Raw genomic sequence first — 25,818 nt, forward strand, 5'->3', positions numbered from 1 at the left:
ATGGCACGCCGCACCCTGCACGCGCAGGCTTCGGCCCTGCGCACCTCCGAACTCATTCTCCTCGTGACCCTCGCCGCCTTCGTCCTCGTCGCCGCCATCCAGATGGTGGTGCTCGTTGTCGGCACACCCTGATCTATCGGGAGCCATAAATGGCCAAGCCCCGTTCCAGCAGCATCCTCGACCCGGCCATCCTGGTGCCGGCCATCGGCGCGTCGTTCAAGAAGCTCGATCCGCGCGCGATGGTGAAGAACCCGGTGATGTTCGTGGTGGAGGTGGTCGCCCTCCTCACCACCGTCCTCTTCGTGCGCGACCTCGCCACCGGCGGGAGCGGCCTCGGCTTCTCCTTCCAGATCATCCTGTGGCTGTGGTTCACCGTGCTGTTCGCCAATTTCGCGGAAGCCGTGGCCGAGGGGCGCGGCAAGGCGCAGGCGGATTCGCTCCGCCGCACCCGCACGGAGACGCAGGCAAAGCTCCTCACCGGCTCCGGCAATGACTGGCGCGAAGTGGCCGGCACGTCGCTGAAAGTCGGCGACGTGGTGCTGGTGGAGGCGGGCGATGTCATCCCCTCCGACGGCGAGGTGGTGGAAGGCGTCGCCTCGGTCAACGAGGCGGCCATAACAGGCGAGAGCGCGCCGGTGATCCGCGAGAGCGGCGGCGACCGCTCGGCCGTCACCGGCGGCACCACGGTCATCTCCGACCACATCAAGGTACGCATCACGGCAGCGGCGGGCTCCACCTTCCTCGACCGCATGATCCACCTGGTGGAGGGCGCCGAGCGGCAGAAGACGCCGAACGAGATCGCCCTCAACATCCTGCTCGCGGGCATGACGCTGATCTTCGTCTTCGCCACCGCCTCCATCCCGAGCTTCGCCGCCTATGCGGGAGGCACCATCTCCGTGGTCGTGCTGGTGGCGCTGTTCGTGACGCTCATCCCCACCACCATCGGCGCGCTGCTCTCGGCCATCGGCATCGCCGGCATGGACCGCCTCGTGCGCTTCAACGTGCTCGCCATGTCCGGCCGCGCGGTGGAGGCGGCGGGCGACGTGGACACGCTCCTCCTCGACAAGACCGGCACCATCACGCTGGGCAACCGTCAGGCGGCGGAATTCCGCCCGGTGCGCGGCGTGAGCCCGCAGGAGCTGGCGGACGCGGCACAGCTCGCCTCGCTCGCCGACGAGACGCCGGAGGGCCGCTCCATCGTGGTGCTGGCGAAGGAGAAATACGCCATCCGCGGCCGCGACATGGCGACCCTCAACGCCCATTTCGTGCCCTTCACCGCCCAGACCCGCATGAGCGGCGTGGACGTGGACGGCACCGTGATCCGCAAGGGCGCGGTGGATGCCATCCTGAAGGATCTCCAGTCCCCCGGTTCGGCCGTGCGTCCCGTCTCTCCGGAGACGCTGCGCGAGGTGCAGGCCATCGCCGAGGAGATCGGCAAGGCCGGTGGAACGCCGCTGGCCGTGGCCCGCGACGGCAAGGTGCTGGGTGTGGTCTATCTCAAGGACATCGTGAAGGGCGGCATCCGCGAGCGCTTCGCCGAGCTGCGCCGCATGGGCATCCGCACGGTGATGATCACCGGCGACAACCCGCTCACCGCCGCCGCCATCGCCGCCGAGGCGGGCGTGGACGACTTCCTCGCCGAGGCCACCCCCGAGGCAAAGCTGAAGCTCATCCGCGATGAACAGGCCAAAGGCAAGCTGGTCGCCATGTGCGGCGACGGCACCAACGACGCCCCGGCGCTGGCCCAGGCGGATGTGGGCGTCGCCATGAACACCGGCACGGTGGCCGCCCGCGAAGCCGGCAACATGGTGGACCTCGACAGCGACCCCACCAAGCTCATCGAGATCGTGGAGATCGGCAAGGCGCTGCTGATGACGCGCGGGTCGCTCACCACCTTCTCCATCGCCAACGACGTGGCGAAGTATTTCGCCATCATCCCGGCCATGTTCGTGGCCTTCTACCCGCAGCTCGGCGCGCTGAACGTGATGGGGCTGGCCTCGCCGCAGAGCGCCATCCTCTCGGCCATCATCTTCAACGCCCTCATCATCATCGCCCTCATTCCGCTGGCGCTGAAGGGCGTGAAGTTCCGGCCCATCGGCGCGGCGGCGCTGCTCAAGCGGAACCTGCTCATCTATGGCCTCGGCGGGATCGTGGTGCCGTTCGCCGGCATCAAGATCATCGACGTGGCCGTCACCGCCCTGCACCTCGTCTGAACGTCTGAAAAGGAGCACGCCTCCCTTCTCCCTTACGCCGTCATGGCCGGGCTTGTCCCGGCCATCCACGTCCGGCGGCCGGGCGCCCGCAAATCGAGCAGCGCACCAGCGGCACGACGTGGATGCCCGGGACAAGCCCGGGCATGACGCAGGTGAAGGCAGGCGCCACGGCTCCAGGGAGATAGATCATGCTCAACACCCTTCGCCCCGCCTTCGTCCTCATCGTCCTGCTGACGGGGATCACCGGCCTCGCCTACCCCTTCGCCATGACCGGCGCCGCGCAGCTCGTCTTCCCGTCGCAGGCCAATGGCAGCCTCATCGAGAAGAACGGCACCGTGGTCGGCTCCGCCCTCATCGGGCAGGCCTTCACGTCCGACCGCTACTTCCACGGCCGGCCCTCCGCCACCACCGGCGCCGATCCGGCGGATGCCTCCAAGACCGTGCCGCAGCCCTACAATGCGGCCAATTCCATGGGCTCGAACCTCGGCCCCACCAATCCCGCCCTCATGGAGCGGGTGAAGGGCGACATGGCGGCCCTGAAGACCGAGAATCCCGGCGCGGCGGTGCCGGTCGATCTCGTCACCACCTCCGCCTCGGGGCTCGACCCGGATATCTCGCCGGAGGCGGCCCTGTTCCAGGTGCCGCGCATCGCCAAAGCGCGCGGCCTCAATGAGGACGTGCTGCGCCGGCTGGTGACGCACGAGACGGACGAGCGCACCTTCGGACTCCTCGGCGAGCCCAAGGTGAATGTGCTCGCCCTCAATCTCGCGCTGGACCGCTTCGCCGGCGCAAAATAGAACAGGCGGGACCTGAGCGGCCCGGCCGGGAGACGGCAATGCCCGAAGAGCGCGAGAGCGACCACCGCCCCTCGCCGGACGCCCTCCTGAAGGAGGCGCAGCGGGAGAGCCGTGGCCAGTTGAAGATCTTCCTCGGCGCCGCCCCCGGCGTCGGGAAGACCTACGAGATGCTCGCCTCCGGCCGCACCCGCCTCAAGGACGGCGCCGACGTGGTGATCGGCGTGGTGGAGACCCACGGCCGGCGCGAGACACAGGCGCTGGTGGAGGGCTTCGAGATCGTCCCCCGCCGCAGGGTCTCCTACAAGGGCCGGCAGTTGGAGGAGATGGACCTCGACGCCATCCTCGCTCGCAAGCCCGACCTCGTGCTGGTGGACGAGCTGGCCCACACCAACGCCCCCGACAGCCGCCACGCCAAGCGCTACATGGACGTGGAGGAACTGCTCGCCGCCGGCATCAACGTCTATTCCACGCTGAACATCCAGCATGTGGAGAGCCTGAACGACGTGGTGGCGCAGATCACCCGCATCCGCGTGCGCGAGACGGTGCCGGACGCCATCATCGACCGCGCCGACGAGATCGAGGTGATCGACATCACCCCCTCCGATCTCATCCAGCGCCTGCATGACGGCAAGGTCTACGTGCCCGACACCGCCCGGCGCGCGGTGGACAATTACTTCTCCCCCGGCAACCTCACCGCTTTGCGCGAGCTGGCCCTGCGCCGCACCGCCCAACGGGTGGACGAGCAATTGCTCAGCCACATGCGCGCCCATGCCATCTCCGGCCCGTGGGCTGCGGGTGAGCGGGTGCTGGTCTGTATCAGCGAGGACAAGCGCTGCGCCGCTTTGGTGCGCTACGCCAAGCGCCTCGCCGACCGGCTGCGCGCCCCCTGGGTGGCGCTCTATGTGGAGACCCAGCGCAGCTTCCAGCTCGGCGACGCGGAACGGGACCGCATCGCTGAGGTGCTGCGCCTCGCCGAGCGGCTGGGGGCGGAGGCCGTCACCGTGCCCGGCGGCGCGCACATCGCCGACGACGTGCTCAGCTATGCCCGATCCGCCAACGCCACCCAGATCGTCATCGGCAAGTCCGACCGCTCGCGCTGGTTCGAGATATTGCACGGCTCGGTGGTGCACGACCTTGTGCGCCGCTCCGGCAACATCTCCGTCCATGTGATCGCCGGCGACGCCGGGCCGCCGGCATCGGAGGAGGCGCGCGCGGCCGCCCCGCTGCCGGTGCGCCGGGAGGTGCGGGCCTATGCGGAGGGCGCGTTCCTCGTCGCCGCCGCGACCCTCGTCGGCGTCGCCCTGCAACGGCTGCTGGGGTTGCAGAACGTCGCCCTCGTCTTCCTCACCGCCGTGCTGGTGAGCGCCGTGCGCTCGGGCCTGTGGCCGGCGCTGGCGACCTCGGTCGCCGCCATGCTGGCGTTCAATTTCTTCTTCATCCCGCCGCTCTACACCTTCACCATCGCCGATCCGGAAAACGTGATCGCGCTGTTCTTCTTCCTGGTGGTGGCGGCCATCGCCAGCAATCTCACGGCGCGGGTGCGCGGGCAGGCGCTTGCCGCACGGGCGCGGGCGAAGACGACGGAAGACCTCTATCTCTTCTCGAAGAAGCTCGCGAGCGCGGTGAGCCTCGACGATCTCCTCTGGGCCACCGCCTTCCAGATCGCCTCCATGCTGAAGGTGCGCGTGGTGATGCTGCTGCCGGAGGATGGCGCGCTCACCGTGAAGGCCGGCTACCCCCCGGAAGACGCCATCGACGCCGCCGACCTCGCCGCCGCCAACTGGACCTATGAGAACAACCGCCCCGCCGGCCGCGGCGCCGACACGCTGCCCGGCGCGCGCCGCCTGTTCCTGCCCATGCACACCGGGCGCGGGGCGGTGGGCGTGGTGGGCATCGACAAGGACAAGGAAGGCCCGCCCCTCTCGCCCGAGGAACGCCGGCTGCTCGACGCCCTCGCCGATCAGGCGGCGCTGGCCGTGGAGCGGGCGAACCTCGTCTCCGACGTGGAGAAGGCGCGGCTCGACGCCGAGACCGACCGCCTCCGCTCGGCCCTTCTCACCTCCATCTCGCATGATCTGAAGACGCCGCTCGCCTCCATCCTCGGCGCGGCCGGCACCCTGAAGAGCTTCGCCGCCGCCCTCAGCGAGGACCAGCGCGGGGAGATGCTGGCGACCATCGAGGAGGAGGCGTTGCGGCTCAACCGCTTCATCGCCAATCTGCTCGACATGACGCGGCTCGAATCCGGGGCCATCGTGCCCAATGCCTCGCCCAACGACCTCGCCGAGATCGTCGGCAGCGCCATGCGGCGGGCGGCCTCCATCCTGAAGGACCACCGGGTGGAGATCGACCTTGCGCCGGACCTGCCCATGCTGAACGTCGACCCGGTGCTGTTCGAGCAGGCGCTGTTCAACCTCCTCGACAATGCCGCGAAATACGCGCCCGCTGGCTCCCTCGTCTCCCTGCACGGCTGGGCCGAGAACGGGCAGGAGGGCGGCCACGTGACGTTGCAGGTGCTGGACGAAGGGCCGGGCATTCCGGACGAGGACGTGGACAAGGTGTTCGACAAGTTCTTCCGCGCCCGCAAGCAGGATCAGGTCCGCGCCGGCACCGGGCTCGGCCTCGCCATCTGCCGGGGCTTCATCGAAGCCCTGGGCGGCACCATCGCCGTGGCCAACCGGGCCGACCGTTCCGGCGCCGTCTTCACCATCGACCTGCCGGCGGGGGCGGTCGCCCCCATGCTGGAGGCCGCCCCGTGAGCGCGGCCGTGAAGCTTCTCGTGGTGGACGACGAACCCGCCATCCGCCGCCTGCTCGCCACCGGCCTGCCGACGCAGGGCTACGGGGTGGAGAGCGCCGCCACCGGCGCCGAGGCGCTGGCGCTCATGGCCGCTGGCGCGCCCGATCTCGTCATCCTCGACCTCGGCCTGCCCGACATTCCCGGCCGCGACCTGCTGCGCCGCTGGCGGGAAGACGGCGTGACCTGCCCCATCATCATCCTCTCCAGCCGCACCGACGAGCCCGGCATCGTGGAGGCGCTGGAGGCGGGGGCGGACGACTACGTCACCAAGCCGTTCGGCATGAACGAGCTGGTGGCCCGCATCCGCGTCGCTTTGCGCCACCGCCTCCAGCAGCAGGGGGAGAAGCCGGTCTTCGTTGTGGGCGACCTTTCGGTGGATCTGGTGCGGCGGATCGTGAAGGTGAAGGACCGGGAGGTGAAGCTCTCGCCCAAGGAATACGCCATCCTGCGGGTGCTGGTGCAGCACGCTGGCAAGGTGCTCACCCACCATTACCTGCTCTCGCAGGTGTGGGGCGAGATGCACGATCTGCAATATCTGCGCGTCTATGTCCGCCAGCTCCGGCAGAAGCTGGAGGACAATCCGGAGAAGCCCCGCTACATCCGCACCGAGACCGGCGTCGGCTATCGCCTCGCCGAGCCGGAGTGAGCCGCCCCGGCTAAAGCTGCGGATCGCTCATGCCCAGCAGCGCGGCGAGGAAGACGGCGACAAGGGCCAGCGCCACCTCCAGCCGGCTGTTCATCGCGATGCGCGCAAGGTCCGCGCCCCGTGCGTCCGAGCGGGCGAGGCGCAGGGCGATATGCCGGTTGCGCAAGGCGAGGCAGACGAGGCCGGCGAAGACCGTCGCCTTCAGCAGAACGATGCGGCCGTAGATCGTCCCCGGCAGCGCGGCTGGCGTCTCGATGTGCAGGATCGCGGCAAGGCTACCGCCGAAGCCCACCATCAGCACTGCGGCGATGCCGACGCAGGAGAACCGCCGCAGCACGGCGCCCGGGGCCTTTCCGGCTTCATCCGGCGCGTTCGCCCAGCCGTCCAGCAGCACGATGAGCGGCAGCAGGCCGCCGATCCACACCGCCGCGCCCGTGCCATGGACCGCATGGACCGCCACCAGCATCACCGCCCGCGCGCCCTCGGCGGCACCGGGATGGCCGAGGAGGCTTTCGCTCGCCATCAGCACCACCCCCGCGCCGGCGACCGCCGCCAGCCTCCGCCGTCCGCGCAGGGCAAGCGCCGCGAGCGCGGCCACGACGAGCACGGCCAGCCGGAACGCCATGGCCCGGCCGAACCCGGTTTCCAGTAGGAAGCCGGAGACGAGGCTCGGGTCGGCGAGGCTCGCCGGCATGCCGGTGATATCCACCAGCGACGCCCCCGCCCACACGAGGGCGGAGACGAGCGCGACCGGCAGCGCGAGCAACACCATCCGCTCCGCCGCCCGCACGGCCGAGGCGCCCGCTGCCCCGGCCCACGCCGGAACGGCGGTGAACACGAACAGCGGCGCGCCGAGCAGCACCAGCCCCGCCGCGAAATGCACGAACCGCGCGGCGAGGATGAGGGGAAAGACGTCCACTATTTGCCGACCTGGAAGCTGAAGCTGCCCTCGGTCTTGTGGGTGTCCACGGAGACGATCTTCCACTGCACCTTGTAGGCGCCGGCCGGCAGCGCCGCCCCCAGCTTCAGCACCAGCGCCTTGGGATCGGAGGCATCGGCCGCCGCGCCCGAGGCCACGGCGGAACCATCCGCGCGAGTGACGACGATGGAGGAAAAGCGGGGCTCCACCGCCTCGCTGAAGACGAGGCGGACCTCGCTGGGGCCGGCGGAAACGGTGGTGCCGACGCCTGGCACGGCCTTTTCCAGATGGGCGTGGGCGAAAGCGGCGGTGGCGGACAAAAGGCCGAGGGCCGCGGCGGCGACGAGGGTTGCGATGCGCTTCATGATGGGTCTCGCGAAAAGAGGATCAGGGAAGGAACGGACGTTCAGGGAAAGAGAGGCTTTCCGATGCCGTTCGGGAAGATATCGTCCAGGAAGAAATGCAATTGGCCGATCACGCCCACATGGCTGCCGCTCTGGGCATTGATGGGAATGAGGGCCTCAAGGCCCACCTGCACCGCGCCATTGGACCAGATGACACCGGGATTGATGGTGCCCGTGGTGATGCGCGCGCCGTCGCCGATGTTGGAGACCGGCGACTGGAAGCTGGCTTCGATGATGGGGGTGAGCTGCTTGATGAAATCCGGCTGGCCCGTCATCTCGCGCACGTTCTGATTGAGGTAGGGCAGGCTGTATTGCAGCGACAGGCCCCAGGTGAGCACGCGCGGGTTGGATTCGAAGGTCAGCGGATCGGTGAGCTGGGTGGGCAGGCCATAGCCCAGCTGGCCGGTGATGGCGAAGGGCCGGAGCAAGGCGAGGCTGTCCGGCAGGTCGCCGAAGCCCTTGCCGAAATAGAGGTTGGGCGAGACCGTGGTGTAGCTGTCCACCACCTTGGAATTGCCGGTGCCACCCCATTCGATGCTGAGGCCCACCGAGAAGATGAATTCATGCTCCGCATTGTTGAGGAGCATCCATTTCAGCGTCGTCTCGATGTTGTCGAAGCCCGAATGGCCGGGGGTATTCTGCAGCCAGCCGCTTTCGACCGAGATGCCGAGCCACGGGGTGATGGTCTTGGCATATTCGAACGAATAGCCGGTGCCGCCGACGCCGTCGCTATCCTTCAGATATTGCACGGTGGGCAGAGCGAGCTCATCGGCCACGGCCGGATCGTCGAAGGTGAGGGTCGCCGGGAACACGCGGTCGCCCGCGATTCCATGGGCGTGCGCGGAGGGCGGATGCGCAGCGAGAAGAAGGCCGGTCAGCGCGCAAAGGCTGACGGCACTGTGAAGCCGGGTCATGAAAAATCCTCGTGAGAAACCGAAGGCGCGCGCTCGCGCGCCGGTTCAGGCGGCCTTGACGGCGGTCACGAGGTGGGGAGGTGCGCGCGGCGGCGGCCCGCGCTTGAAGGGAAATTGGGTGGCCAGCTGGGCGGCCGGAAGATCGGCACGCACCATGTGGAATCTGCCCACGGCACCGAGGGCGACAGGCGTCGGCGGCGGCGCCAGCATCCCGTCGGCACAGGGGCAGGCGATGCAGTCCGCGCAGCAGGGATGGGCGGGGGATTGATCGGGGGCGGAAGAGCCCGCCTGCCCGCTCTCGTGCTCGCACAGCAGGCCAGCGGCGACGAGCCCTTCGACCTGGACCGCATTCCACCTGAGGCCGGCGGCATTGCCCGCCTGGACGAAGCTGGCGACACCGTTGACGAGGATCAGGACGACGAAAAGCAGGCGCAGCGCAACGGGAAGGCGCAGGACGACCGGAAGGCGCAAAGCCGAGCGCGCGCGTCCGGCCCATCCGGCCGCGCGGTCACGCGCTCCACTGCCTGCCCCGCCCCGCATCCCACCCTGCGTGTGTTCGTGTCCCGAAGGCCACGAGAATACCAGCGAAGATGAGGATGACGCAACCGACGGCTCGGTTCGTCTTGCAGCATTCGTCGAATTACAGAGAAAAGCCGGAAATGACGCTAGGTAAAACCTCGCCACCCCTCCCCACACAACCTGGGCGGGCAGCCCCTATCCGCCGAAGAACACCCGCTCGGCCGTTCCCCGCAGCAGAAAGTCCCTTTGTTGATCGTCGAGGGGCGCGCGGCGGGCAATGAAGTCAAAAGCCGCCTGGAGGGTGTTGGGCGGTTCGCGCTCCAGCACCGGCATGTCGCTGCCCCACATCAGCCGGCCGGCACCGAAGGTGGCGATGAGGGCGACGAGTTGCGGGATCACCCGGTCGTAAGGAGGCGTGTCGAACTTGTTGAGGCCCGACACCTTCACCGTCACGCCCGGAAAGGCGGAAAGCGCCAGAAGCCTGTCCAGCTGCCGGGTGTCGCCGGGCTTCACATGGGCCATGTGGTCGAGGCAGACATTCGTCGCGGGGTAGCGCCGACACATCTCGGCCACATGCACGAGCGCGTCGTCGCTCATATCCGGGCTGTCGCGCAGGAGCGGGCACAGCACGAGGTTTTCTTCCGCCGCCGTCGCCCAGATGGTCGCCATCACGGAAGAGGTGAGCCAGGAGGCGGTATTGACGCCCCTCAGGCGGACCCCCTTCACGCCCGCCGTCTTGGCCGCCTGCATGGCCTCCGGCGCGTCGGCCCGCCGATCGTCCACCGCGCCGACCACGGCGAAGGTGCCGGGGTGCGCCCGCGCGGCATCCGTCAGGTAGGAGCTGTCGAAACCGAAATAGCCGATGTGCTGAACCAGCACGACCCGCGACACCCCGATGGCCGCCTCCCGCGCCAGCACGGTGTCGATATCGTAGTCCGGCGGATCGCGGTCGCGCGCGGTCTGGCCGTTGACCATGGGATAGCGGGAGAGATCGCCGCCCCAGCTGTGGCTGTGTGCATCAATGAGCCCGCCGGCCGCGGCCCGTGCGCCCGAAGCGATACCCCCGGCGACGGCGAGTGCCGCCGCGCCTTTCAGCAGGCTGCGGCGATCAAAGCCGCCTCTGTCCCGCGCCCCGACCCGGCCCTCGCTTTGCGACATCGCCTGCCTCCCGCCCGGAACAGCCGCGCCCTAGATGGGCACGGCCCGTGCCGTTCTGGCAAGAGCATCGACCGCCGCCGGCCGCGGATCAGATCAGCGCATCCGCGCTCCCGTGCACGGGATGAAGCACGTCATGCACATGCGCCGCCAGCGCCGCCGCCCGGTCGGACAGCTCGTGCACCAGCGCGGGATGCGCCGACTGCGCATGGTCGAGAATGGATGAGCCGATGGCATCGAGATAGTCGGCGACCGCCGCCGGCAAATGGAGGTCCGGCAGATGATCCGCGCCCAAGGCCCCATGAGCGTGCGACGCCGCCTCCAGCAACCCCGCCGCCCGCGCTTCCAGCGTGGCGAACACGGCGGAGAGATCGTCCGGCGCGCCGGACGCGGCCGCCTTCAGGGTCGCGAAGGGGTCGGAGACCATGGCGTTGGCGGACAGGAGGGTCGGCGCATCCGCTTCGAACCCCAGCGAGACATGCGCGCTCGTCGAACTCTTCTCGGCGTCGGTGACGGTGAAGGTCACGTCCCGCGCGCCGCTCGGGGCGGAGGCGGCGGTGGAGCGATAGGACACCTGCTCGGCGAGTTGGCTCGCTTGCGCATCCGATATGGCGGCGGAGAAGGTGAAGGCGAGGTCGTGCCCGTTGTGTCCATCGGCCGAGACCGTGCCGACCTGCTTCCCATCGAGATAGAGTTTCTTGCCGGTGATGCTGAAATGCCCATCCGACAGATAAAGCTGATCGGTCGCGGTCGCGCCGGCGAGATGGACGGCGAGCTTGCCGCCCTTGAAGCCGGTCAAATCGGGATTGGCCACATGGACGTCGGCGTCGATGACGACGCCCGCTGCGGCCTGCGAGGCGGAATGGACCGACTGGGCATCGAGGCCGGAGAACACGGGCGCGTCGTTCTCGGGCTTCAGCTTGAGCTGCATGGTGGCTGAGGTATCCGCACCGGACGAGTTTAAAACTCTATAAGTGACGACGCGACCGAACGCTGAGGGTGTGTCGCCATCGTAGTAATATGAGACCGCTCTCGCCATAGCGGTCATAGATTCTGCTGTTACGTTCGGCTCAAGAGTGACCGATATGTACGGACCGCCTGACGTGACTGTTCCGACCAGCACATCATTATAATAAACAGATCCAAAATCTTGTCCGTAAACGACCTTTATACCCCCACCGTCTTTAAGGTAGAAATGGTCATTTCCACCAAAATTGGTAACATCGACAAGAAAGTATCCTTGGGTGAAAATATCAGGCGATGTCGCCGTAAACGTCACATTCGAATCCAGCACCACCGGACCCGCATTCACCGTGTTCTCGGCCAGCGTCTTGCTCTTATCGAGCCCGCTGAAGCCGGTTTTTGCCTTTGCCGCCATGACCGCAACTCTCCCTGACCAGAGTTGCAATTAGGGGTAGCTAAGCGCCGTGGCGCGGTCTAGGCGGTGACGGAACGGCAGGCGGAAGACGGAGCCGGCAAGCGACCAAAGGGCAACAGTGACGGGCGGCGGCGCCGGCCGCCGAAGAGCCGCCCGTTCGCAACCCGCGGCAACGGCGGCGCGGGAACCGAAGCCCCTGCCCTACCAGCGCAGCAATCGGCTACCCACGAGCGCGCCCACCGCCGTCACCACCGCCACCGCGATGCTGTACCAGGCGAGGACGAACAGCGGGGAATCGTCCACGCAATGGAGGGCGTAGAGGGCGGCGCCGATGCCGCCCGCAGCGAGGCCCGCGGCGGCGCCGGCCAGCGTCGGGTGGGTGGGGGCGCCGCGCCGCAGGGCGAGGAGGAGCGCGCCCAATGCCGGGGCGGCGATCATGGGAATGAGCGTCGTGCAATAGATGGCGTAACGGCCGACGAGTTCGTGCCGCCACTGGCTCGCGGGCGTCGTCACCAGCTCGGACGCGACACCCGCCGCAAGCAGGAGGGCCGGCACCAGCAGGGCCCGCGCTGCCCGTCCCACCGGCGCGCCGGGCTGCGACAGGCGCAGCGCCAGCACCACCGCCGATGCGGCGAGCGTGAGCGTCACCGCGAACTTGAAGGCGAGGCGCCATTCCACCAGCTGGGTCAGAAGATGCGGCCGCGGCGAAAGACGCAGGGCGAACACGCACGCCGCCGCCACGACGCCGACGACAAGCGCCAGCGCCAGCGTGCTCCTGAAGCTGCGCACCGGCCGCGCGTCGGCGGCGAGGGCGCGTATGAGGTCATCGGTCTTCACGTCGTTCCTTCACTCCTCCCTCAGGCGGGCCGAAAGGCTCGCAAAGGCGCGATGCAGCGCCACGCGCACCGCGCCGGGCGTCATGCGCATCCGCTCCGCCGTCTCGGCGACGGAGGCGCCCTCCACCGCCACCGAGCGCAGCACCGCCTGCTGCTTCTGCGGCAGCAGGGCCAGGTGCTGTTCCACCTCCATGGCCCCGGTGTCGGGCCGCTCCTCCGGCGCCGGGAGAAATTCGGCGAAATCCTCCACCGGGACCTCCACCCGCCGCCCCCGCCGACGCAGATGGTCCACCATCTTGTTGCGGGCGATGGTCCAAAGCCAGGGCCCGAGGGGGTCCTCGGCGCGCCAGGTGTGCCGCTTCAGGTGCACCGCCAGCAGCGTCTCCTGCACAATGTCCTCCGTCTCCGCCGTGGGCGCGCCAAGGCGGACAAGGCGGCGCTGGACCACCATGCGCAGCGCGGGCGCCAGCTCACGGAGCAAGTGCTCATAGGCCGCGCCATCGCCGGCAAGCGCGCTCCGCATCAATTGCGCCCACCGCAGTTCGCGGTCGTCCATCTACACGTTCCCGAGGGTCAGTTCGCACGCGCCCACCCGAACGTTACAGCCCGAACCGGCGACGCGCTCATTTTTCGCAAGGATCATTCTTCGCCGCGTCCCGCAAGGCAATGGGCGAAGGCGGGGCGCTTGGCCGCGCCACCCGGATATTGGCCGCCCCCGAACTTCGCCGCGCCATCGGAAATCGTGCAAGGCGCGGTGCGCAAAGAGGGCGATGGTCGGCCCGAAGGCCATCCTTTGCGCACCGCGCCTCATCCAGAGGCGGCGCGCAGCCGGGCAATTGCGCCCTGTCGAGGCAAAGCGCCCCCGGCACCGGCCCCGGAACCGCGCCCACACCTGCCGCATAGGAATATGCGCAAGTGCCCCTGCACATTTGCGCCCTTCCGCACACGGGACACCACGCCATCATGAGCCGGCGTACCCACCGCCGCCCCACTGGCAGAAGAGCCCGATGACCGTCCAATATCCCCGCTTCAAGGCCGCCGCCTGCCACGCCTCGTCCGTCTTCCTCGATGCGGACAAGACCGCCGAGAAGGCCTGCGACCTCATCGCCGAGGCCGCCGCCAACGGCGCCGCGCTGGTGGTGTTCCCGGAATCCTTCCTGCCGGGCTTCCCGGTGTGGGCGGCGCTGCAAGCGCCCATCTACAATCACGGCTTCTTCCGCGCGCTGGTTGCTGAGGCGCAGAAGCTCTCGGACGGTGCCATCCGCACCATCCGCATGGCGGCGCGCCGGCACGGCGTCCACGTCTCCCTCGGCTTCACCGAGGGCACCGACGCCAGCGTCGGCTGCATCTGGAATTCCAACGTGCTGATCGGGCCGGACGGCGCGATCCTCAACCACCACCGGAAGCTCGTCCCCACCTTCTACGAGAAGCTGGTGTGGGCGAACGGCGACGCGCGCGGCCTGCGCGTCACCGCCACCGAGATCGGCCGGGTCGGCATGCTGATCTGCGGAGAGAACACCAATCCCCTCGCGCGCTATGCCCTGATGGCGCAGGGGGAGCAGGTGCACATCTCCTCCTATCCGCCGATCTGGCCGACCCGTCCGCCCGAGGAGGATGGCGCCTACGACCTGAAGCGCGCCATCGAGATCCGCGCCGGCGCTCATGCCTTCGAGGCGAAGGTGTTCAACATCGTCGCCTCCGGCTTCGTCGATGCCGCCATGCGCGAGGCCATGGGCAGCATGGGGAAGGCGAGCCTGGAGGTGATGGACAAGTCCCCGCGCGGCATCTCCATGGTGCTCGATCCCACCTCGCAGGTGGTGGGCGAGGTGCTGGGCGAGCACGAGGGCATCCTCTACGCCGAGATCGATACTGCCCGCTGCGTGGAGCCCAAGCAGTTCCATGACGTGGTGGGCTATTACAACCGCTTCGACGTGTTCCACCTGGAGGTGGACCGTTCCGCCCGCGAGCCGGCCTATTTCTCCGAGGGCGCGGCCATCGCCCGCGCCGCCGACGACGGGGCGCTCGACCCCACGGCGGACATGCTCTTCGCCGACGGCGCGGCCTGAATTTTCCTCGACCGGGGCCGGCAACGACCGGCGCCGCACGGCCTCACCAGAACAAACCCTTCCAGAGGATCATCACATGGCAACGGATCAAATGTTTGCCCGCCGAAAACTGCTCAACGTCGCCGGCGCGGCGCTCGCCGCGCTGTCGCTGGCGACGGCGCCCGCGCTGGCCCGCGACACGGTGAAGATCGCCTTCATCGGCCCGCTCACCGGCGGCAATTCCGCCACCGGCCTCGGCGGCCGCAATTCCGCGTCGCTGGCCGTGGACCTGCACAACGCCAAGCCCGACGCCAAATACACCTACGAGCTCGTGCCGTTTGACGACGAGTGCAAGCCGAACGTGGGCGTGCAGGTGGCCACCAAGGCGGCCTCCGACAAGTCCATCATCGCCGGCATCACCCATTACTGCTCGGCGGTGGCCATCGCCACGGTGGACACCTACAACCGCTTCGGCCTGCCGGTGGTGGTGTGGGGCGCAGTGCTGCCGGAAATCACCTACGGCAACGACTACAAGGAAATCCACCGCGTCAACGGCACGATGATCAACGAAGGCAAGATGGCTGCCGAGTTCCTCACCAAGCAGGGCTTCAAGACCTTTGTGGTCATCCACGACACCACCGACTACGGCAAGGGTCAGAACAAGTATTTCGCCGAGAATCTGAAGCCCCAGGGCGGCGAGATCCTCGCCACCTTCCCCGTGCCGCCGGACCAGCAGGACTTCACCGCCGAGTTGACCAAGGTGAAGGAGCTGAAGCCGGACGTGGTGTTCATCGGCGGGCTCACCCCGCTCGGCGTGCGCGTGCGCTCGCAGATGGACCGGCTCGGCATCCCGGCGCAGCTTGCCGGCGTCTCCGGCATCATGAGCGCCGGCTTCATCGAGGGCGCCGGCCCCGCCGCGGAAGGCACCGTCTCCTTCCACAACGGCGCGCCGCTGACCAAGTATGCCGACGGCAAGGCCTTCATGGACGCCTATGCCAAGGCCGGCTATCGCGAGGACCCGGACGCCTACGGCCCGTTCGCCTTCTCCGCCGCCAATCTCATCATGGACGCCATCGAGAAGGCCGGCCCGGACCGCAAGAAGGTGCGTGACATCCTCAACACCACCAAGGGCTACAAGGCGCTGGTCGGCGAGATCAATTTCGACGACCACCGGCAGAACATCGTCTCCGCCAACGTCTATGTCTCGCAGGACGGCAAGTGGGTCTACTGGCCGGACAGTGCCTATGCGACGGGCACCAAGAAGCTGCCGGGCAAGGCAGCGAGCAACTGAGCGAGCCGGCTCTGGCCCCTCCGCCCGTCATCCCCCGGCTTGTCCGGGGGATCCACCGCAGCGACACGACCGACGCCTGGCTTTCGAGCAGCGAACCCGCGGCCAAGTGGATGCCCCGGACGAGCCGGGGCATGACAGCTCCCCTTCGCCCCCGGCGCCCTTCTTGCAGCGCGCCGGCCTGTGCTCCCCTTGAGAGACCCGCCATGGACCCCGGACTTCTCGCCCAGTACCTGTTCAACGGGCTGATGCTCGGCACCATCTACGCCATCGTCGCGGTCGGCTTCTCGCTGTTCTTCGGCGTGCTGGACGTGATCAAGTTCTCCCACGGCGACGTGGTGACGGTGGGCGCCTTCTCCGCCTTCGGGGCGGCGGGGCTAATGGCGGCGCTCGCCACCCTCTCCGGCCCGCTGGCGCTGGCGGTGGGGCTCATCGCGGCGCTCGGGGCGGGCGCGCTCTCCGGCGTCATCATCGGCCGGCTTTTGGTGCTGCCGCTGAAGAACGCGCCGGGCGTGAACGTGCTGCTCGCCACCCTCATGGCCGGCACCGTGCTGCGCGAGGCCATCCGCCTCGGCGTGCCCAACGGCGGCAATCCCAAGCCCTTCCCGGCCCTGCTGCCGGAGGGGGTGCTGAAGGCGGGATCGTTCAGCGTCGGCATCGACAGCGTCATCATCCTCCTCGCCGGCCTCGCGGTGGTGCTGGCGACCCATCTCGTCATCACCCGCACCCGCCTTGGCCTTTCCATCCGCGCGGTGGCGCAGGACGAGGAGGTGGCGCAGCTCGCGGGCGTCAGCTTCAACCGCACCGTGCTCGGCACCTTCGCTCTGGGATCGATGCTCGCTGGCCTCGCGGGGCTGATGCTCGGGCTCTACTACCGGGAGATCAACTTCAACATGGGCGTCATGCTGGGCATCATCGGCTTTGCCTGCGCGGTGGTGGGCGGCCTTGGCAGCCTCATCGGGCCGATCATCGGCGGCTTCCTGTTCGCGGGCGTGCAGACCCTCGTCACCGTCGTGCTGCCCTTCACCAGCGCCTACAAGGACGTGGTGGCCTTCGCCGTCATCATCGCCCTCATCGGCCTGTTCCCCACCGGCCTCATCGCCGAGAAATCCAGCGAGCGGGTGTGAGATGAGCATGGCGGACCTTGCCCCCTCCCTTCCCGCCGATACGGCCCGCACCAGCGGCCGCGCGCGCCTCGCGGTGGCCGCCACCGTGGCCCTCCTGTTCGCCGGCGGCGGCTTCCTGCTCCATGCCGAACAGCAGGGCCAGGTGATCGCGCTGCTGGCCGCCTTCGTCGCGGTGTTCGCGCTGGCGGAGAAGGTGCCCGTGGGCCGACGCATCGTCGGCCTCTGCCGCGCCCATCCCGGCACGGTGAACCTCACCGCCGCCGTGAGCATCCTCGCCATAGCCGCCGCGCTGCGCGAGGAGCATTACACGCTGCTGATGATGGCCACCGTCGCCCTCTTCGCCACGGCAGCCGCGGGCCTCACCTTGCAGATGGCCTTTGCGGGCGTGCCCAATTTCGCCGGCGCCGCCTTCTTCGCGGTGGGCGCCTATGTGGCAGCTCTCTTGGGGAATACGGGCATCCCGCACCTTCTCGTCCTGCTCATCGCCGGCCTTGCGGCGGCGGTGCTGGGGCTGGTGCTTTTGCTGCCGGTGCTGCGCACGCGGGGCCATTATGCGGCGCTCGTCACCATCGCCTTCGGCCTGCTGCTGCGCGCCTTTCTGGAGGTGAACGACGTGCTGGGCGGCCCGCAGGGTATGAAGGTGAAATCCTTCTCGCTGTTCGGCCTCGACTTCAGCCGGGTGACCGAGATCGGGCCCTACGACGTCTCCTTCTATCTGCCTTACGCGCTCGCCTCCTGCGCCCTGTTCGGCCTCGCCTTCTTCCTGGTGCGGCGGCTGGAGACGTCGTTCGTCGGCGTGGCGCTCGATGCGGTGCGCTCGGACGAGGTGGCGGCCAGCGTGTTCGGCCTCTCCATCGCCCGCTGGAAGGCCACCGCCTTCCTGCTCGGCAACGCCATGATCGGCGTCGCCGGCGCGCTCTACGGCATGATGAACGGCTTCGTGAACCCCAACAGCGCCAATTTCGGCGACAGCCTCATCATGCTGTCCATCCTCGTGCTGGGGGGGCTCGGCAATCTCTGGGGCGCCGTGGTGGCGGCGGTGGTCATCCTCGTCATTCCCGAGAAATTACAGGCGATCCAGGAATTCCGCCTCGTCATCTTCGCCCTGCTCGTCATCGCCATCCTGCGCTTCCGCCCCTCCGGCCTCATGCCGCGCGCGGTGCGCGACTTCTCCGCGCTCGTGAAGGGAGGTTCCCGATGAGCCCGCTGCTCGCCTGCTCCGGCCTCACCATGCGCTTCGGAGGCCTGACGGCGCTGGACGCCCTCGACATCCGCGTCGGCAAGGGCGAGACCATCGGCCTCGTCGGGCCGAACGGCTCGGGCAAGACCACCTTCTTCAACGTGCTCACCGGCCTCTACAAGCCCTCGGCCGGGGCGGTGCAGCTCGCCGAGCAGGACCTGTTCGCCCGCTCGGCGCAGGAGATCGGCCGGGCCGGCGTCGCCCGCACCTTCCAGCGCTCGCGGCTGATGCTGGACCAGACGGTGTTCGACAACATCGCGCTGGGGGCGCTTGGGCGGCTCGACCTCAGCCTCCTCTCCGCCCTCGTGCTGCGCGGCCGCTTCCGTCGCCAGCTGTCCGAGCTGGTGGAACGGGCGACCGCCCTCACGCGCCGGTTCAACCCGCAGATCGCGGCCAATCTGTTCAAGCCGGCCGGCAGCTTCACCATGATCGACCGGCGCCGCATCGAGATCTGCCGGGCTTTGGTCGGCGCCCCGCGCCTGCTCTTGCTGGACGAGCCCTCCGCCGGCATGACCCATGAGGAGACGCGGGCGCTGATGGATGACCTCCTCGCCTTCCGGGAGGAGATGCCGGACCTCGCCATCGTCCTCGTGGAGCATGAGATGGACGTGATCCGCCGCATCTCGGACCGCTGCATCGTGCTGAACTTCGGCAGGAAGATCTTCGAGGGGCCGTTCGATGCCCTCATCGCCGATCGCGAGGTGCAGACCGCTTATCTCGGAGGTGCCCAATGAGCCGCCCCGAAGCCTCCCGCCGCCTCTCCGTCTCGGGCGTCACCACCGGCTATGACCGGGCGGACGTGCTGCACGACGTTTCCATCGAGGCGAAGCCCGGCCGCATCACCTGCATCCTCGGCGCCAACGGGGCGGGCAAGTCCACCCTCATCCGCTCCATCCTGGGGCTGACCCCGGTGCGGCGGGGATCGGTGGCGTTCGGGGGCGACACCATCACCAATCTCGCCACCCACCGCATCGCCGCGCTGGGCATCGCCACGGTGCCGGAGGGCAACCGCGTGCTGCCGCGCATGACCGTGCTGGAAAACCTCAAGGTCGGCGGCCTGCTCGAGAAGGACCGCCATCGCCTCGCCGCGCGCATGGAGCGCATGTTCGAGACATTCCCGCGGCTGAAGGAGCGGCGCAACCAGCTCGCCGGCACCCTCTCCGGCGGCGAGCGCTCCATGCTCTCCATCGCCCGCGGACTGATGACCGATCCGGAGCTGATCGTGTTCGACGAGCCCTCCCTCGGCCTGTCGCCGCTGTTCGTCTCGGAGGTGTTCCGCATCGTGCGGCAGTTGAAGGAGGAGGGCTACACCATCCTCCTCGTGGAGCAGAACGTGCGGCAGACGCTGGATGTGGCCGACGACGGCTATGTGCTGGCGCAGGGCCGCGTCGTCGCCTCCGGCACCAGCGCAGCGCTCGCCGCCGATGGGGAGCTGCACAAGGCCTATTTCGGCGTTCATTGAACAATCAACAACACTTCGGGACGATACCCCATGGCCATGCCCGTCTATGACCGCGTCCATCCCCTGCGCAAGCCCAAGGGTTTCGAGCCCGTCGTGCAGCGCTGGTCCACCGCCTTCGCCAACAATTGCCGCGCGCTCTGCGTCGCCTTCCACGGCGTGCAGGGGCGGAGCGCGGAGGAGGTCCACGCCTCCCCCTTCTTCGGCTGGATCGAAAAGGCGCTGGCCCTGCAGGACGGCCCGACCGTCAGCGACCATGCCGCCTTCGTGGACCCGAACGGGCTCTATACCCACATCCTTGCCGCCTACTGGCTGGATGAGGCCAAGCGCGACCGCTTCCTCGCCGACCCGGTCGTCGCCGGCTGGTGGGAGGACGCCGCCCGCCTCAGCGAACCCACCGGCTATTTCCGCGAGAGCATGACCGTGCCGGTGGAGCGGCAGGAGAGCATCTACTGGCAGGACTATGCCGGCGGCCTCTCAGCCGCGCCGGATGTGGCGCTCTATCCCACGCCGTGGTGCGGCTATTACGGCGCCATGCGCGACCGCATTCCGCTGGCCGCCGCCGACACGCTGGAAAGCCCTGTCCCCGCGCTGGTGCAGGTGGAGCGTGAGACGAAGGGCGCTCGCTGGCGGCTCGCCATTCCGCACAATTTCGCGGTCATCCGCTCCGCCGCCTTCTGGGGCCGCTGCGATCCCGAGCAGGCGGAGAACTACATGCGCGAGCTGCGCGAACCGCTGCTCAAGGGCATGGACTTCCTGAAAGAGAATGGCGAAGCATCCGGCTGCGCCTCCCTGCGCTTCCAGCAGACCTGCGACGCGGCCGGCGTGCCGGTGCTGGAGACCCACGCGCTGGGCTATTTCCTCTCCCTCGGCCATCTGGAGAACTGGGCCGAGCACCACCCCACCCACGAAGCCATCTTCTCCGCCGCCATGGCCCGCTATCGCAAATACGGCAAGGCCAACCAGCTGCGCACCTGGCACGAGGTGTTCGTTCTGCCAGAGGGCGACACGCACCAGTTCGAGTATGTGAACTGCGCGCCGGGCACGGGGCTGCTGGGGTTCTTGCCGGGGGAGCGGGTGTAGGGGCGCGCGTGGGCGGGAAATCCTCTCACCGCGATCCACGTCGACTGCGACACCGGTCCTTCCTGCCCGTCGTCCTCCGGCTCGACCGGAGGACCCATGGTGGCGCTTGAGCCGGTGTTCGCGTGATGGCTCAGGCGAAGGGATGGGCCCTCCGGTCGAGCCGGGGGATGACGGCTGTTCGGGCGCCCGGCGGCCGCCGATCGGCTCAAAACTCCGTCAGATACGCCGCGTCCCGCTGCACCACCTCGGCGAGGTGCTGGAGCACGGCGCGGAAGCGGCCCATGAACTCCAGATCCTCGTGGACGCTCACATAGATGTCGCGCATCACCACCACCTCGTCGGTGAGGATGGGGATGAGGCGCGGATTGCTCTTGGCCGAGAACAGCGGCAGGAGGCCGATGCCGGCGCCGCGCGCCACCGCATTCTGCTGGGCGTGCATGGAGGTGGAGCGGAACGACACCTTCAGCGGCTCCAGCACGTCCAGCAGCCAGTGCACCGGCTGGATGGCGACGAGATCCTCCACATAGTCCACGAAGGTGTGGGCGGGCAGCTCCGCCCGCGTCCTCGGCATGCCGAAGCGGCGCACATAGTCCGGCGCCGCATAGAGCGCGAGGCGGAAGGCTCCGAGGCGGCGCACGGCGAGGCGCTGGCCCTGCGGCGGCACGAAGGAGATGGAGATATCCGCCTCGCGCTTGGTGAGATTGATGAGGTGGCGCTCGGTGACGAGTTCCACCACCAGCCCCGGCTCCTTCTCCGCCAGTTCGGCGAAGCGCTCGGCGAGGTAGAAGGCGCCGATGCCCTCCATGGAGGCGACGCGCACATGCCCGCGCGGCGCGCTGGGAGCCGCCTGCAGCGTCTCCTCGACGCCCACCGCCTCCTGCTCGATGCGCTCGGCCACCGCGAACAGGCGATGGCCCGGCTCGGTCAGCACGAAACCGTCGGGCTTGCGATCGAAGAGCTTGAGGGAAAGGTCCTTTTCCAGCTCGCTGATGCGGCGGGAGACCGTCGTGTGGTCCACCTTCAGTCGCCGCGCCGCCGGCATCAGCCGGCCCTGCCGCGCCAGTTCGAGGAAGAAGATCAGGTCGTTCCAGTTGAACATGGCTGAAGATCCTCGGGCGCCCGCCCGGTGATAGCAGCAGCAGGCGCCCCGCCCAACCCCGCCCCGGTTGCAGGACACGGCACGCGAAGACACTGGAGCACGCGGAGACACGGGCGCGCGGATCGGATAAGCCTTGTCGCCTCACCCTCCCCTCTCGCCACCCGCCGCCCCACGGATCGCTCATGCCGGTGAATGACACGCTCGACGCCTTCGTCTCCCATGGCCATTTCGAGCTTGCCCCCACAAGCACGGGGCCGCTCGAAGGCCTCACCTTCGCGCTGAAGGACCTGTTCCATGTGGCCGGCGTGCCCACCGCGGCCGGGAGCCCGGCGTGGCTGGCGAGCCATGGGGTGCCGGACACGAGCGCCCCTGTCGTGGACATCCTGCTGGGCGCCGGCGCGCGCCTCGTGGGCAAGACCCATACGGACGAGATGGCCTGGAGCCTCAACGGCGAGAACCACCATTACGGCACGCCCATCAACCCCGCCGCGCCGGAGCGCATTCCCGGCGGCTCCTCCTCCGGCTCCGCGGCGGCGACGGCCGGCGGGCTGGTGGATTTCGCCATCGGATCGGACACCGGCGGCTCGGTGCGGCTGCCGGCGAGCTATTGCGGCCTGTTCGGGTTGCGGCCGACCCACGGGCGCATTCCCATCGCCGGCGCCGTGCCGCTGGCACCCTCCTACGACACCGTGGGCTGGTTTGCGCGCGATGCGCAGACCTTCGAGAAGGTGGGCGCCGTGCTGCTGGGCGACCCCGTGGTGCCCCCCGCGCCGCGGCTGCTGCTGGCCCGCGACCTGTTCGAGGCCGCCGGGCCGAAGGTGACGGCCGCGCTGGCGCCGGCCCTCGCGCGCATGACCGCGCTTTATGGTCCGGCGGAGGCCGTGGACGTGGCCCACGGCGCCCTGCCCCACTGGCGCAATGTCTTCCGCATCCTGCAATCGGCCGATGCCTGGGCGGCGCATGCCGACTGGGTGCGCGCGGCGCAGCCGGACTTCGGCCCGGGCGTGAAGGAGCGCTTCGCCGCCGCCGCCACCCTCGATCCCGCCGAAGTGGCCGAGGCGCGTGCCTTGCGGGCGCAGGTGCGCGCCCGGATCGATGCACTGCTGGGAGAGGACGGCATCCTCCTTCTGCCCACCGCGCCCGGCATCGCACCCCTGCGCGGCACGCCCTTGGCCGATCTGGAGGCGTTCCGCGCCCGCGCCATCGAGCTTCTGTGCCTCTCCGGCCATGCCGGAACGCCGCAGATCTCCCTGCCGCTGGCGACGCTGGAGGGCTGCCCGCTCGGGCTCTCCGCCATGGCCCCGCGCGGCAAGGACGAGATGCTGCTCGCCTTGGCCGTCGCCGTCGCTCGCGCTCGATGATGGGCTCGGGCAGAGCGTCCGTCTGCGGATAGCACTGCCCCCGCCTATTCCCTTGCGGTGAAGCCCAAGCCATTGTCCCGGGGATTGGCGGCGCCGCCCCGGGGGGGAGGGGCATCGGGATGCACGAGATTTCCTTGATCGTCACCTGCCTCCTGATCGGCGTCCTGCTGCGCTGGTCCGGCCGGCTGCCCGACACCGCCACGAAGGCCTTCGGCGGCTGGGTCATCAATGTCGCGCTGCCGGCCACCGCCCTGCGGAGCGTCCATCACCTGAAGATGGATGACAGCTGGTGGCTGGCCGCGGCCACGCCGTGGATGGGCGCCCTCCTCGCCATCCTCGTCATCGTGCCCCTGTGCCGCGCCTTCGGCTGGTCGCACCGGCGGGCCGGCGCTCTGCTGCTGGTGGGCGGCTGGGGCAACACCTCCTTCGTCGGACTGCCCATGATCGCGGCCTTCGCCGGCAGCCAGTGGCTGGGGCTCGGCATCGTCATCGACCTATTCGGCTCCTACCTCGCCTTGTCCACGCTGGGCCTCGCCATCGCCGCCGTGGCGAGCGCGGGGCATTTCGACTGGCGGGCGGTGGCGAAGCGGATCGCCACCTTCCCGCCCTTCTGGGCCATCCTCATCGCCTTCGCCACCAACGATCTGCCGCGCCCGGAGTGGCTCGACCATCTGGTCGAGGCGCTGGCCCAGACGCTCACCCCCATCGCCCTCGCGGCCGTGGGCTTTGCCCTTCGACTGGACCGCTTTTCCGGCCGGGTCGGGGCGCTGGCGGTGGGGCTCGGCTATCGGCTGCTGCTGGCGCCGCTGGCCATCTTCCTGATGTATGCGGCGCTTGGACGGACCGGCGATCCGATCGCGCAGGTGGCGATGCTGGAAATGGCCATGCCGCCCATGCTGGGCGCCAGCATCATCGCGCTGGATCACGATCTGGAGCCGGACCTCGTGGCGCTGGTCATCGGCATCGGCGTGCCGCTCTCCATGCTCACGGCGTGGATGTGGTGGGGCCTCGTCATCCAACCATGAGCTGCGGGGCGCCGACTGCGAAGCCTTGGCAGTCCAGCGTTTCAGCCGGCGGGCACGTTTTCGTCAGGCCACCTTTTCAGGCAACCTTCGCCATTCGGTGGATCACCTTGTCGGCGATCAGGTCCCCTCCGCCGGCCGCGGCGAAATTGGCCAGCGCCGCGCCGTCGATATGGGCGCGCCACTTGGCCTCCGTCTCCCAGGTCTCGACGAAGATCAGGATGCGCCCGTCGTCCAGCGACTGGTTCAGCTCGTAGCGCAGGCAGCCGTCTTCCTTGTGCGTCTCCACCACCAGCTTTTCCTGAAGCGCGCGCAGGGCGCTCTCCTGCCCCTCCTTCGCGGTGATGATGGCGATGACGGTGAGGGGTGCTGCGCTCATGTCTCAGTTCCCTAAAGCGTTTCCCCGCGAAGTGGGTACCGGTTCGCGGACAGGAAAGGCGGTCTCGATCCCGGCCGCCCGGCGCGGCCGGCGCCACCATAGCGCATGGGCGGCGGGACGCACCCCTCCCCCGGCCCCGTTCTTGCTCGGCCATTCCCACACGCCCGCGCCCCGAGGAGCCGTGATGACCGAAGCCGACACCGCCACCCGCTTGCGGACCATCGCCTGCCCCGCCTGCCACACGGTGGCACCCGTGCCGGCCGGTACGGACGCCCGCGCGCTTTCCTGCCCGGCCTGTGGCGGGCCGCTCTTCACCGGCAAGCCCATGACGCTCACCGCCGAGAGCTTCACCGCCCACACATCCGAAAGCGACCTGCCCCTCGTCATCGACTTCTGGGCGGACTGGTGCGGCCCCTGCAAGACCATGGCGCCGGTGTTCGAGGCGCTGGCGGCGGAGTTCGAGCCCCATGTGCGCTTCGCCAAGGTGGATACGGAGAAGGAGCGGGAGCTGGCCGATTATTTCCGCATCAGTTCCATCCCCACCTTGAGCTTCATCGCCAACCGCAACGAGGTGGCGCGGGTGGCCGGCGCCCTGTTCGCGGGCGACCTCAGGCGCTGGCTCTATGACGCCCTCTCCCGCGCCGGGGAGGCGAAATAGGAACGTCGGATTTCCGACAATTCGAGCGGTTCCGGGCTGGCCCTGATCTTGCGATGCGCCCTGCCGAAGCTTCACCGGACAGGACGCACGCGCCATGGCCTTCACTGTCATCTGCAACAAGGATGCCCTCGCCGAGGGCGCGATGGGCCTTTTCCAGGTCGGCAAGAAGAGCGTGCTGCTGGTGTGGCCGGCGGGCGGGGAGATCAAGGCCTATCGCGGCCGCTGCCCCCATGCCGACATGCCGCTGACGGAAGCCACCTTCGACGGCAAGACCCTCATGTGCACGCACCACATGTGGGGCTTCGACTGCGCCACCGGCAAATGCTCCACCCACCTCGTGCGCAATGCGCTGCACCCCTATGAGATCAAGATCGAGGGCGACGAGATCCAGGTGGATGTCGGCCCGGTGAAACCCGCCCGCGCGCCCGCCTGATCCCCGTCGCAGGCTCTTCGCGCCTGTCCTATGCTGGGGCCGGGAGG

The 25,818-nt window shown here is 68.8% G+C and carries 26 protein-coding genes; 16 read left to right on the plus strand and 10 right to left on the minus strand.

The features are described from left to right. The 5 genes from A37E_RS27585 to A37E_RS0100710 all read left to right on the plus strand — a co-directional run bounded on the left by A37E_RS27585 (position 1) and on the right by A37E_RS0100710 (position 6,452). Positions 1 to 132, plus strand: coding sequence for a hypothetical protein (locus A37E_RS27585; RefSeq protein ID WP_280938437.1), 132 nt, complete (start codon positions 1 to 3; stop codon positions 130 to 132). Positions 133 to 149: 17 nt separating this feature from the next. Beyond that, entirely contained in the window at positions 150 to 2,213 is a 2,064-nt protein-coding gene (kdpB, locus tag A37E_RS0100695) for a potassium-transporting ATPase subunit KdpB (protein ID WP_029554863.1), read from the plus strand. Positions 2,214 to 2,401: 188 nt separating this feature from the next. Continuing rightward, positions 2,402 to 3,010, plus strand: coding sequence for a K(+)-transporting ATPase subunit C (locus tag A37E_RS0100700; protein WP_029554864.1), 609 nt, complete (start codon positions 2,402 to 2,404; stop codon positions 3,008 to 3,010). Positions 3,011 to 3,048: 38 nt separating this feature from the next. Next, positions 3,049 to 5,766 (plus strand): sensor histidine kinase KdpD, encoded by a 2,718-nt coding sequence (locus A37E_RS0100705; protein WP_029554865.1) that lies wholly within the window; start codon positions 3,049 to 3,051, stop codon positions 5,764 to 5,766. Continuing rightward, on the plus strand, positions 5,763 to 6,452 hold the full coding sequence (locus A37E_RS0100710) for a response regulator transcription factor (RefSeq protein WP_029554866.1): 690 nt from the start codon (positions 5,763 to 5,765) through the stop codon (positions 6,450 to 6,452). Before A37E_RS0100705 ends, A37E_RS0100710 begins: the two co-directional genes overlap by 4 nt. 10 nt (positions 6,453 to 6,462) lie before the next feature. On the opposite strand, the gene A37E_RS0100715 is transcribed toward A37E_RS0100710, so the two are convergent. From A37E_RS0100715 to A37E_RS0100750, 8 genes are all read right to left on the minus strand, one after another. Next, positions 6,463 to 7,371 (minus strand): CopD family protein, encoded by a 909-nt coding sequence (locus A37E_RS0100715; protein ID WP_029554867.1) that lies wholly within the window; start codon positions 7,369 to 7,371, stop codon positions 6,463 to 6,465. Then, the gene (copC, locus tag A37E_RS0100720; protein WP_029554868.1) at positions 7,371 to 7,736 is read right to left on the minus strand and encodes a copper homeostasis periplasmic binding protein CopC; all 366 of its coding nucleotides are present in this window, start codon (positions 7,734 to 7,736) and stop codon (positions 7,371 to 7,373) included. The genes A37E_RS0100715 and copC overlap by 1 nt, the downstream gene beginning before the upstream one ends. A 41-nt stretch (positions 7,737 to 7,777) precedes the next feature. After that, positions 7,778 to 8,689, minus strand: coding sequence for a hypothetical protein (locus A37E_RS0100725; protein ID WP_051678684.1), 912 nt, complete (start codon positions 8,687 to 8,689; stop codon positions 7,778 to 7,780). A gap of 45 nt (positions 8,690 to 8,734) precedes the next feature. Next, on the minus strand, positions 8,735 to 9,160 hold the full coding sequence (locus A37E_RS0100730) for a hypothetical protein (RefSeq protein WP_029554870.1): 426 nt from the start codon (positions 9,158 to 9,160) through the stop codon (positions 8,735 to 8,737). Between the two features lie 243 nt (positions 9,161 to 9,403). Then, positions 9,404 to 10,366 carry an amidohydrolase family protein gene (locus A37E_RS0100735; protein ID WP_029554871.1) on the minus strand — a complete coding sequence of 321 codons (963 nt, stop codon included), beginning with the start codon at positions 10,364 to 10,366 and terminating at the stop codon, positions 9,404 to 9,406. A gap of 88 nt (positions 10,367 to 10,454) precedes the next feature. Next, positions 10,455 to 11,741 (minus strand): hypothetical protein, encoded by a 1,287-nt coding sequence (locus A37E_RS0100740; RefSeq protein WP_156026202.1) that lies wholly within the window; start codon positions 11,739 to 11,741, stop codon positions 10,455 to 10,457. A gap of 201 nt (positions 11,742 to 11,942) precedes the next feature. Then, entirely contained in the window at positions 11,943 to 12,578 is a 636-nt protein-coding gene (locus A37E_RS0100745) for an NrsF family protein (protein WP_029554873.1), read from the minus strand. Positions 12,579 to 12,587: 9 nt separating this feature from the next. Then, positions 12,588 to 13,133, minus strand: coding sequence for a sigma-70 family RNA polymerase sigma factor (locus A37E_RS0100750; protein ID WP_029554874.1), 546 nt, complete (start codon positions 13,131 to 13,133; stop codon positions 12,588 to 12,590). A gap of 451 nt (positions 13,134 to 13,584) precedes the next feature. Here A37E_RS0100750 and A37E_RS0100755 point away from each other — a divergent pair, with 451 nt between their 5' ends. The 7 genes from A37E_RS0100755 to A37E_RS0100785 all read left to right on the plus strand — a co-directional run bounded on the left by A37E_RS0100755 (position 13,585) and on the right by A37E_RS0100785 (position 20,819). Further along, positions 13,585 to 14,643, plus strand: a complete 1,059-nt coding sequence (locus A37E_RS0100755; RefSeq protein WP_038192355.1) for a carbon-nitrogen hydrolase family protein — start codon at positions 13,585 to 13,587, stop codon at positions 14,641 to 14,643. Between the two features lie 76 nt (positions 14,644 to 14,719). Continuing rightward, complete coding sequence (locus A37E_RS0100760) at positions 14,720 to 15,913, plus strand: branched-chain amino acid ABC transporter substrate-binding protein (protein ID WP_245279240.1); 1,194 nt, start codon at positions 14,720 to 14,722, stop codon at positions 15,911 to 15,913. Between the two features lie 203 nt (positions 15,914 to 16,116). Further along, positions 16,117 to 17,037 carry a branched-chain amino acid ABC transporter permease gene (locus A37E_RS0100765; protein ID WP_029554877.1) on the plus strand — a complete coding sequence of 307 codons (921 nt, stop codon included), beginning with the start codon at positions 16,117 to 16,119 and terminating at the stop codon, positions 17,035 to 17,037. Between the two features lie 7 nt (positions 17,038 to 17,044). Beyond that, positions 17,045 to 18,238: a branched-chain amino acid ABC transporter permease gene (locus A37E_RS0100770; RefSeq protein ID WP_197022908.1), complete on the plus strand. Its 1,194-nt coding sequence runs from the start codon at positions 17,045 to 17,047 to the stop codon at positions 18,236 to 18,238. Next, a complete protein-coding gene (locus A37E_RS0100775) occupies positions 18,235 to 19,011 on the plus strand; it encodes an ATP-binding cassette domain-containing protein (RefSeq protein ID WP_029554879.1) in 777 nt (258 codons plus the stop codon). Before A37E_RS0100770 ends, A37E_RS0100775 begins: the two co-directional genes overlap by 4 nt. Beyond that, a complete protein-coding gene (locus A37E_RS0100780; RefSeq protein WP_029554880.1) occupies positions 19,008 to 19,739 on the plus strand; it encodes an ABC transporter ATP-binding protein in 732 nt (243 codons plus the stop codon). The genes A37E_RS0100775 and A37E_RS0100780 overlap by 4 nt, the downstream gene beginning before the upstream one ends. Before the next feature lie 30 nt (positions 19,740 to 19,769). Next, the gene (locus tag A37E_RS0100785) at positions 19,770 to 20,819 is read left to right on the plus strand and encodes a phenylacetaldoxime dehydratase family protein (protein ID WP_029554881.1); all 1,050 of its coding nucleotides are present in this window, start codon (positions 19,770 to 19,772) and stop codon (positions 20,817 to 20,819) included. A gap of 205 nt (positions 20,820 to 21,024) precedes the next feature. Here the strand turns inward: A37E_RS0100785 and A37E_RS0100790 are convergent, their stop codons facing one another. Then, positions 21,025 to 21,918 carry a LysR family transcriptional regulator gene (locus tag A37E_RS0100790; protein ID WP_024278203.1) on the minus strand — a complete coding sequence of 298 codons (894 nt, stop codon included), beginning with the start codon at positions 21,916 to 21,918 and terminating at the stop codon, positions 21,025 to 21,027. A gap of 182 nt (positions 21,919 to 22,100) precedes the next feature. Here A37E_RS0100790 and A37E_RS0100795 point away from each other — a divergent pair, with 182 nt between their 5' ends. Further along, positions 22,101 to 23,279 carry an amidase gene (locus A37E_RS0100795; RefSeq protein ID WP_029554882.1) on the plus strand — a complete coding sequence of 393 codons (1,179 nt, stop codon included), beginning with the start codon at positions 22,101 to 22,103 and terminating at the stop codon, positions 23,277 to 23,279. A 119-nt stretch (positions 23,280 to 23,398) separates the two neighbouring features. After that, positions 23,399 to 24,304 carry an AEC family transporter gene (locus tag A37E_RS0100800; RefSeq protein ID WP_029554883.1) on the plus strand — a complete coding sequence of 302 codons (906 nt, stop codon included), beginning with the start codon at positions 23,399 to 23,401 and terminating at the stop codon, positions 24,302 to 24,304. A gap of 76 nt (positions 24,305 to 24,380) precedes the next feature. On the opposite strand, the gene A37E_RS0100805 is transcribed toward A37E_RS0100800, so the two are convergent. Then, on the minus strand, positions 24,381 to 24,680 hold the full coding sequence (locus A37E_RS0100805; protein WP_029554884.1) for an antibiotic biosynthesis monooxygenase family protein: 300 nt from the start codon (positions 24,678 to 24,680) through the stop codon (positions 24,381 to 24,383). 184 nt (positions 24,681 to 24,864) lie between these two features. Between A37E_RS0100805 and trxA the strand changes: the two genes are divergently transcribed. Both trxA and A37E_RS0100815 read left to right on the plus strand, forming a co-directional pair. Beyond that, on the plus strand, positions 24,865 to 25,338 hold the full coding sequence (gene trxA, locus A37E_RS0100810) for a thioredoxin (protein WP_051678685.1): 474 nt from the start codon (positions 24,865 to 24,867) through the stop codon (positions 25,336 to 25,338). Positions 25,339 to 25,432: 94 nt separating this feature from the next. Next, positions 25,433 to 25,771: a Rieske 2Fe-2S domain-containing protein gene (locus tag A37E_RS0100815; protein ID WP_024278198.1), complete on the plus strand. Its 339-nt coding sequence runs from the start codon at positions 25,433 to 25,435 to the stop codon at positions 25,769 to 25,771. Positions 25,772 to 25,818 lie beyond the last annotated feature (47 nt).

This window comes from Xanthobacter sp. 91 (assembly GCF_000702385.1).
Classification (GTDB): Bacteria; Pseudomonadota; Alphaproteobacteria; order Rhizobiales; family Xanthobacteraceae; genus Xanthobacter; species Xanthobacter aminoxidans.

Coding starts and splice junctions, on each gene's coding strand:
- A37E_RS27585 (WP_280938437.1), top strand. CDS start 1: ATGGCACGCCGCACCCTGCACGCGCAGGCTTCGGCCCTGCGCACCTCC.
- kdpB (WP_029554863.1), top strand. CDS start 150: ATGGCCAAGCCCCGTTCCAGCAGCATCCTCGACCCGGCCATCCTGGTG.
- A37E_RS0100700 (WP_029554864.1), top strand. CDS start 2,402: ATGCTCAACACCCTTCGCCCCGCCTTCGTCCTCATCGTCCTGCTGACG.
- A37E_RS0100705 (WP_029554865.1), top strand. CDS start 3,049: ATGCCCGAAGAGCGCGAGAGCGACCACCGCCCCTCGCCGGACGCCCTC.
- copC (WP_029554868.1), bottom strand. CDS start 7,736: ATGAAGCGCATCGCAACCCTCGTCGCCGCCGCGGCCCTCGGCCTTTTG.
- A37E_RS0100725 (WP_051678684.1), bottom strand. CDS start 8,689: ATGACCCGGCTTCACAGTGCCGTCAGCCTTTGCGCGCTGACCGGCCTT.
- A37E_RS0100735 (WP_029554871.1), bottom strand. CDS start 10,366: ATGTCGCAAAGCGAGGGCCGGGTCGGGGCGCGGGACAGAGGCGGCTTT.
- A37E_RS0100740 (WP_156026202.1), bottom strand. CDS start 11,741: ATGGCGGCAAAGGCAAAAACCGGCTTCAGCGGGCTCGATAAGAGCAAG.
- A37E_RS0100750 (WP_029554874.1), bottom strand. CDS start 13,133: ATGGACGACCGCGAACTGCGGTGGGCGCAATTGATGCGGAGCGCGCTT.
- A37E_RS0100755 (WP_038192355.1), top strand. CDS start 13,585: ATGACCGTCCAATATCCCCGCTTCAAGGCCGCCGCCTGCCACGCCTCG.
- A37E_RS0100760 (WP_245279240.1), top strand. CDS start 14,720: ATGGCAACGGATCAAATGTTTGCCCGCCGAAAACTGCTCAACGTCGCC.
- A37E_RS0100765 (WP_029554877.1), top strand. CDS start 16,117: ATGGACCCCGGACTTCTCGCCCAGTACCTGTTCAACGGGCTGATGCTC.
- A37E_RS0100770 (WP_197022908.1), top strand. CDS start 17,045: ATGGCGGACCTTGCCCCCTCCCTTCCCGCCGATACGGCCCGCACCAGC.
- A37E_RS0100775 (WP_029554879.1), top strand. CDS start 18,235: ATGAGCCCGCTGCTCGCCTGCTCCGGCCTCACCATGCGCTTCGGAGGC.
- A37E_RS0100780 (WP_029554880.1), top strand. CDS start 19,008: ATGAGCCGCCCCGAAGCCTCCCGCCGCCTCTCCGTCTCGGGCGTCACC.
- A37E_RS0100785 (WP_029554881.1), top strand. CDS start 19,770: ATGGCCATGCCCGTCTATGACCGCGTCCATCCCCTGCGCAAGCCCAAG.
- A37E_RS0100790 (WP_024278203.1), bottom strand. CDS start 21,918: ATGTTCAACTGGAACGACCTGATCTTCTTCCTCGAACTGGCGCGGCAG.
- A37E_RS0100795 (WP_029554882.1), top strand. CDS start 22,101: ATGCCGGTGAATGACACGCTCGACGCCTTCGTCTCCCATGGCCATTTC.
- A37E_RS0100800 (WP_029554883.1), top strand. CDS start 23,399: ATGCACGAGATTTCCTTGATCGTCACCTGCCTCCTGATCGGCGTCCTG.
- A37E_RS0100805 (WP_029554884.1), bottom strand. CDS start 24,680: ATGAGCGCAGCACCCCTCACCGTCATCGCCATCATCACCGCGAAGGAG.
- trxA (WP_051678685.1), top strand. CDS start 24,865: ATGACCGAAGCCGACACCGCCACCCGCTTGCGGACCATCGCCTGCCCC.
- A37E_RS0100815 (WP_024278198.1), top strand. CDS start 25,433: ATGGCCTTCACTGTCATCTGCAACAAGGATGCCCTCGCCGAGGGCGCG.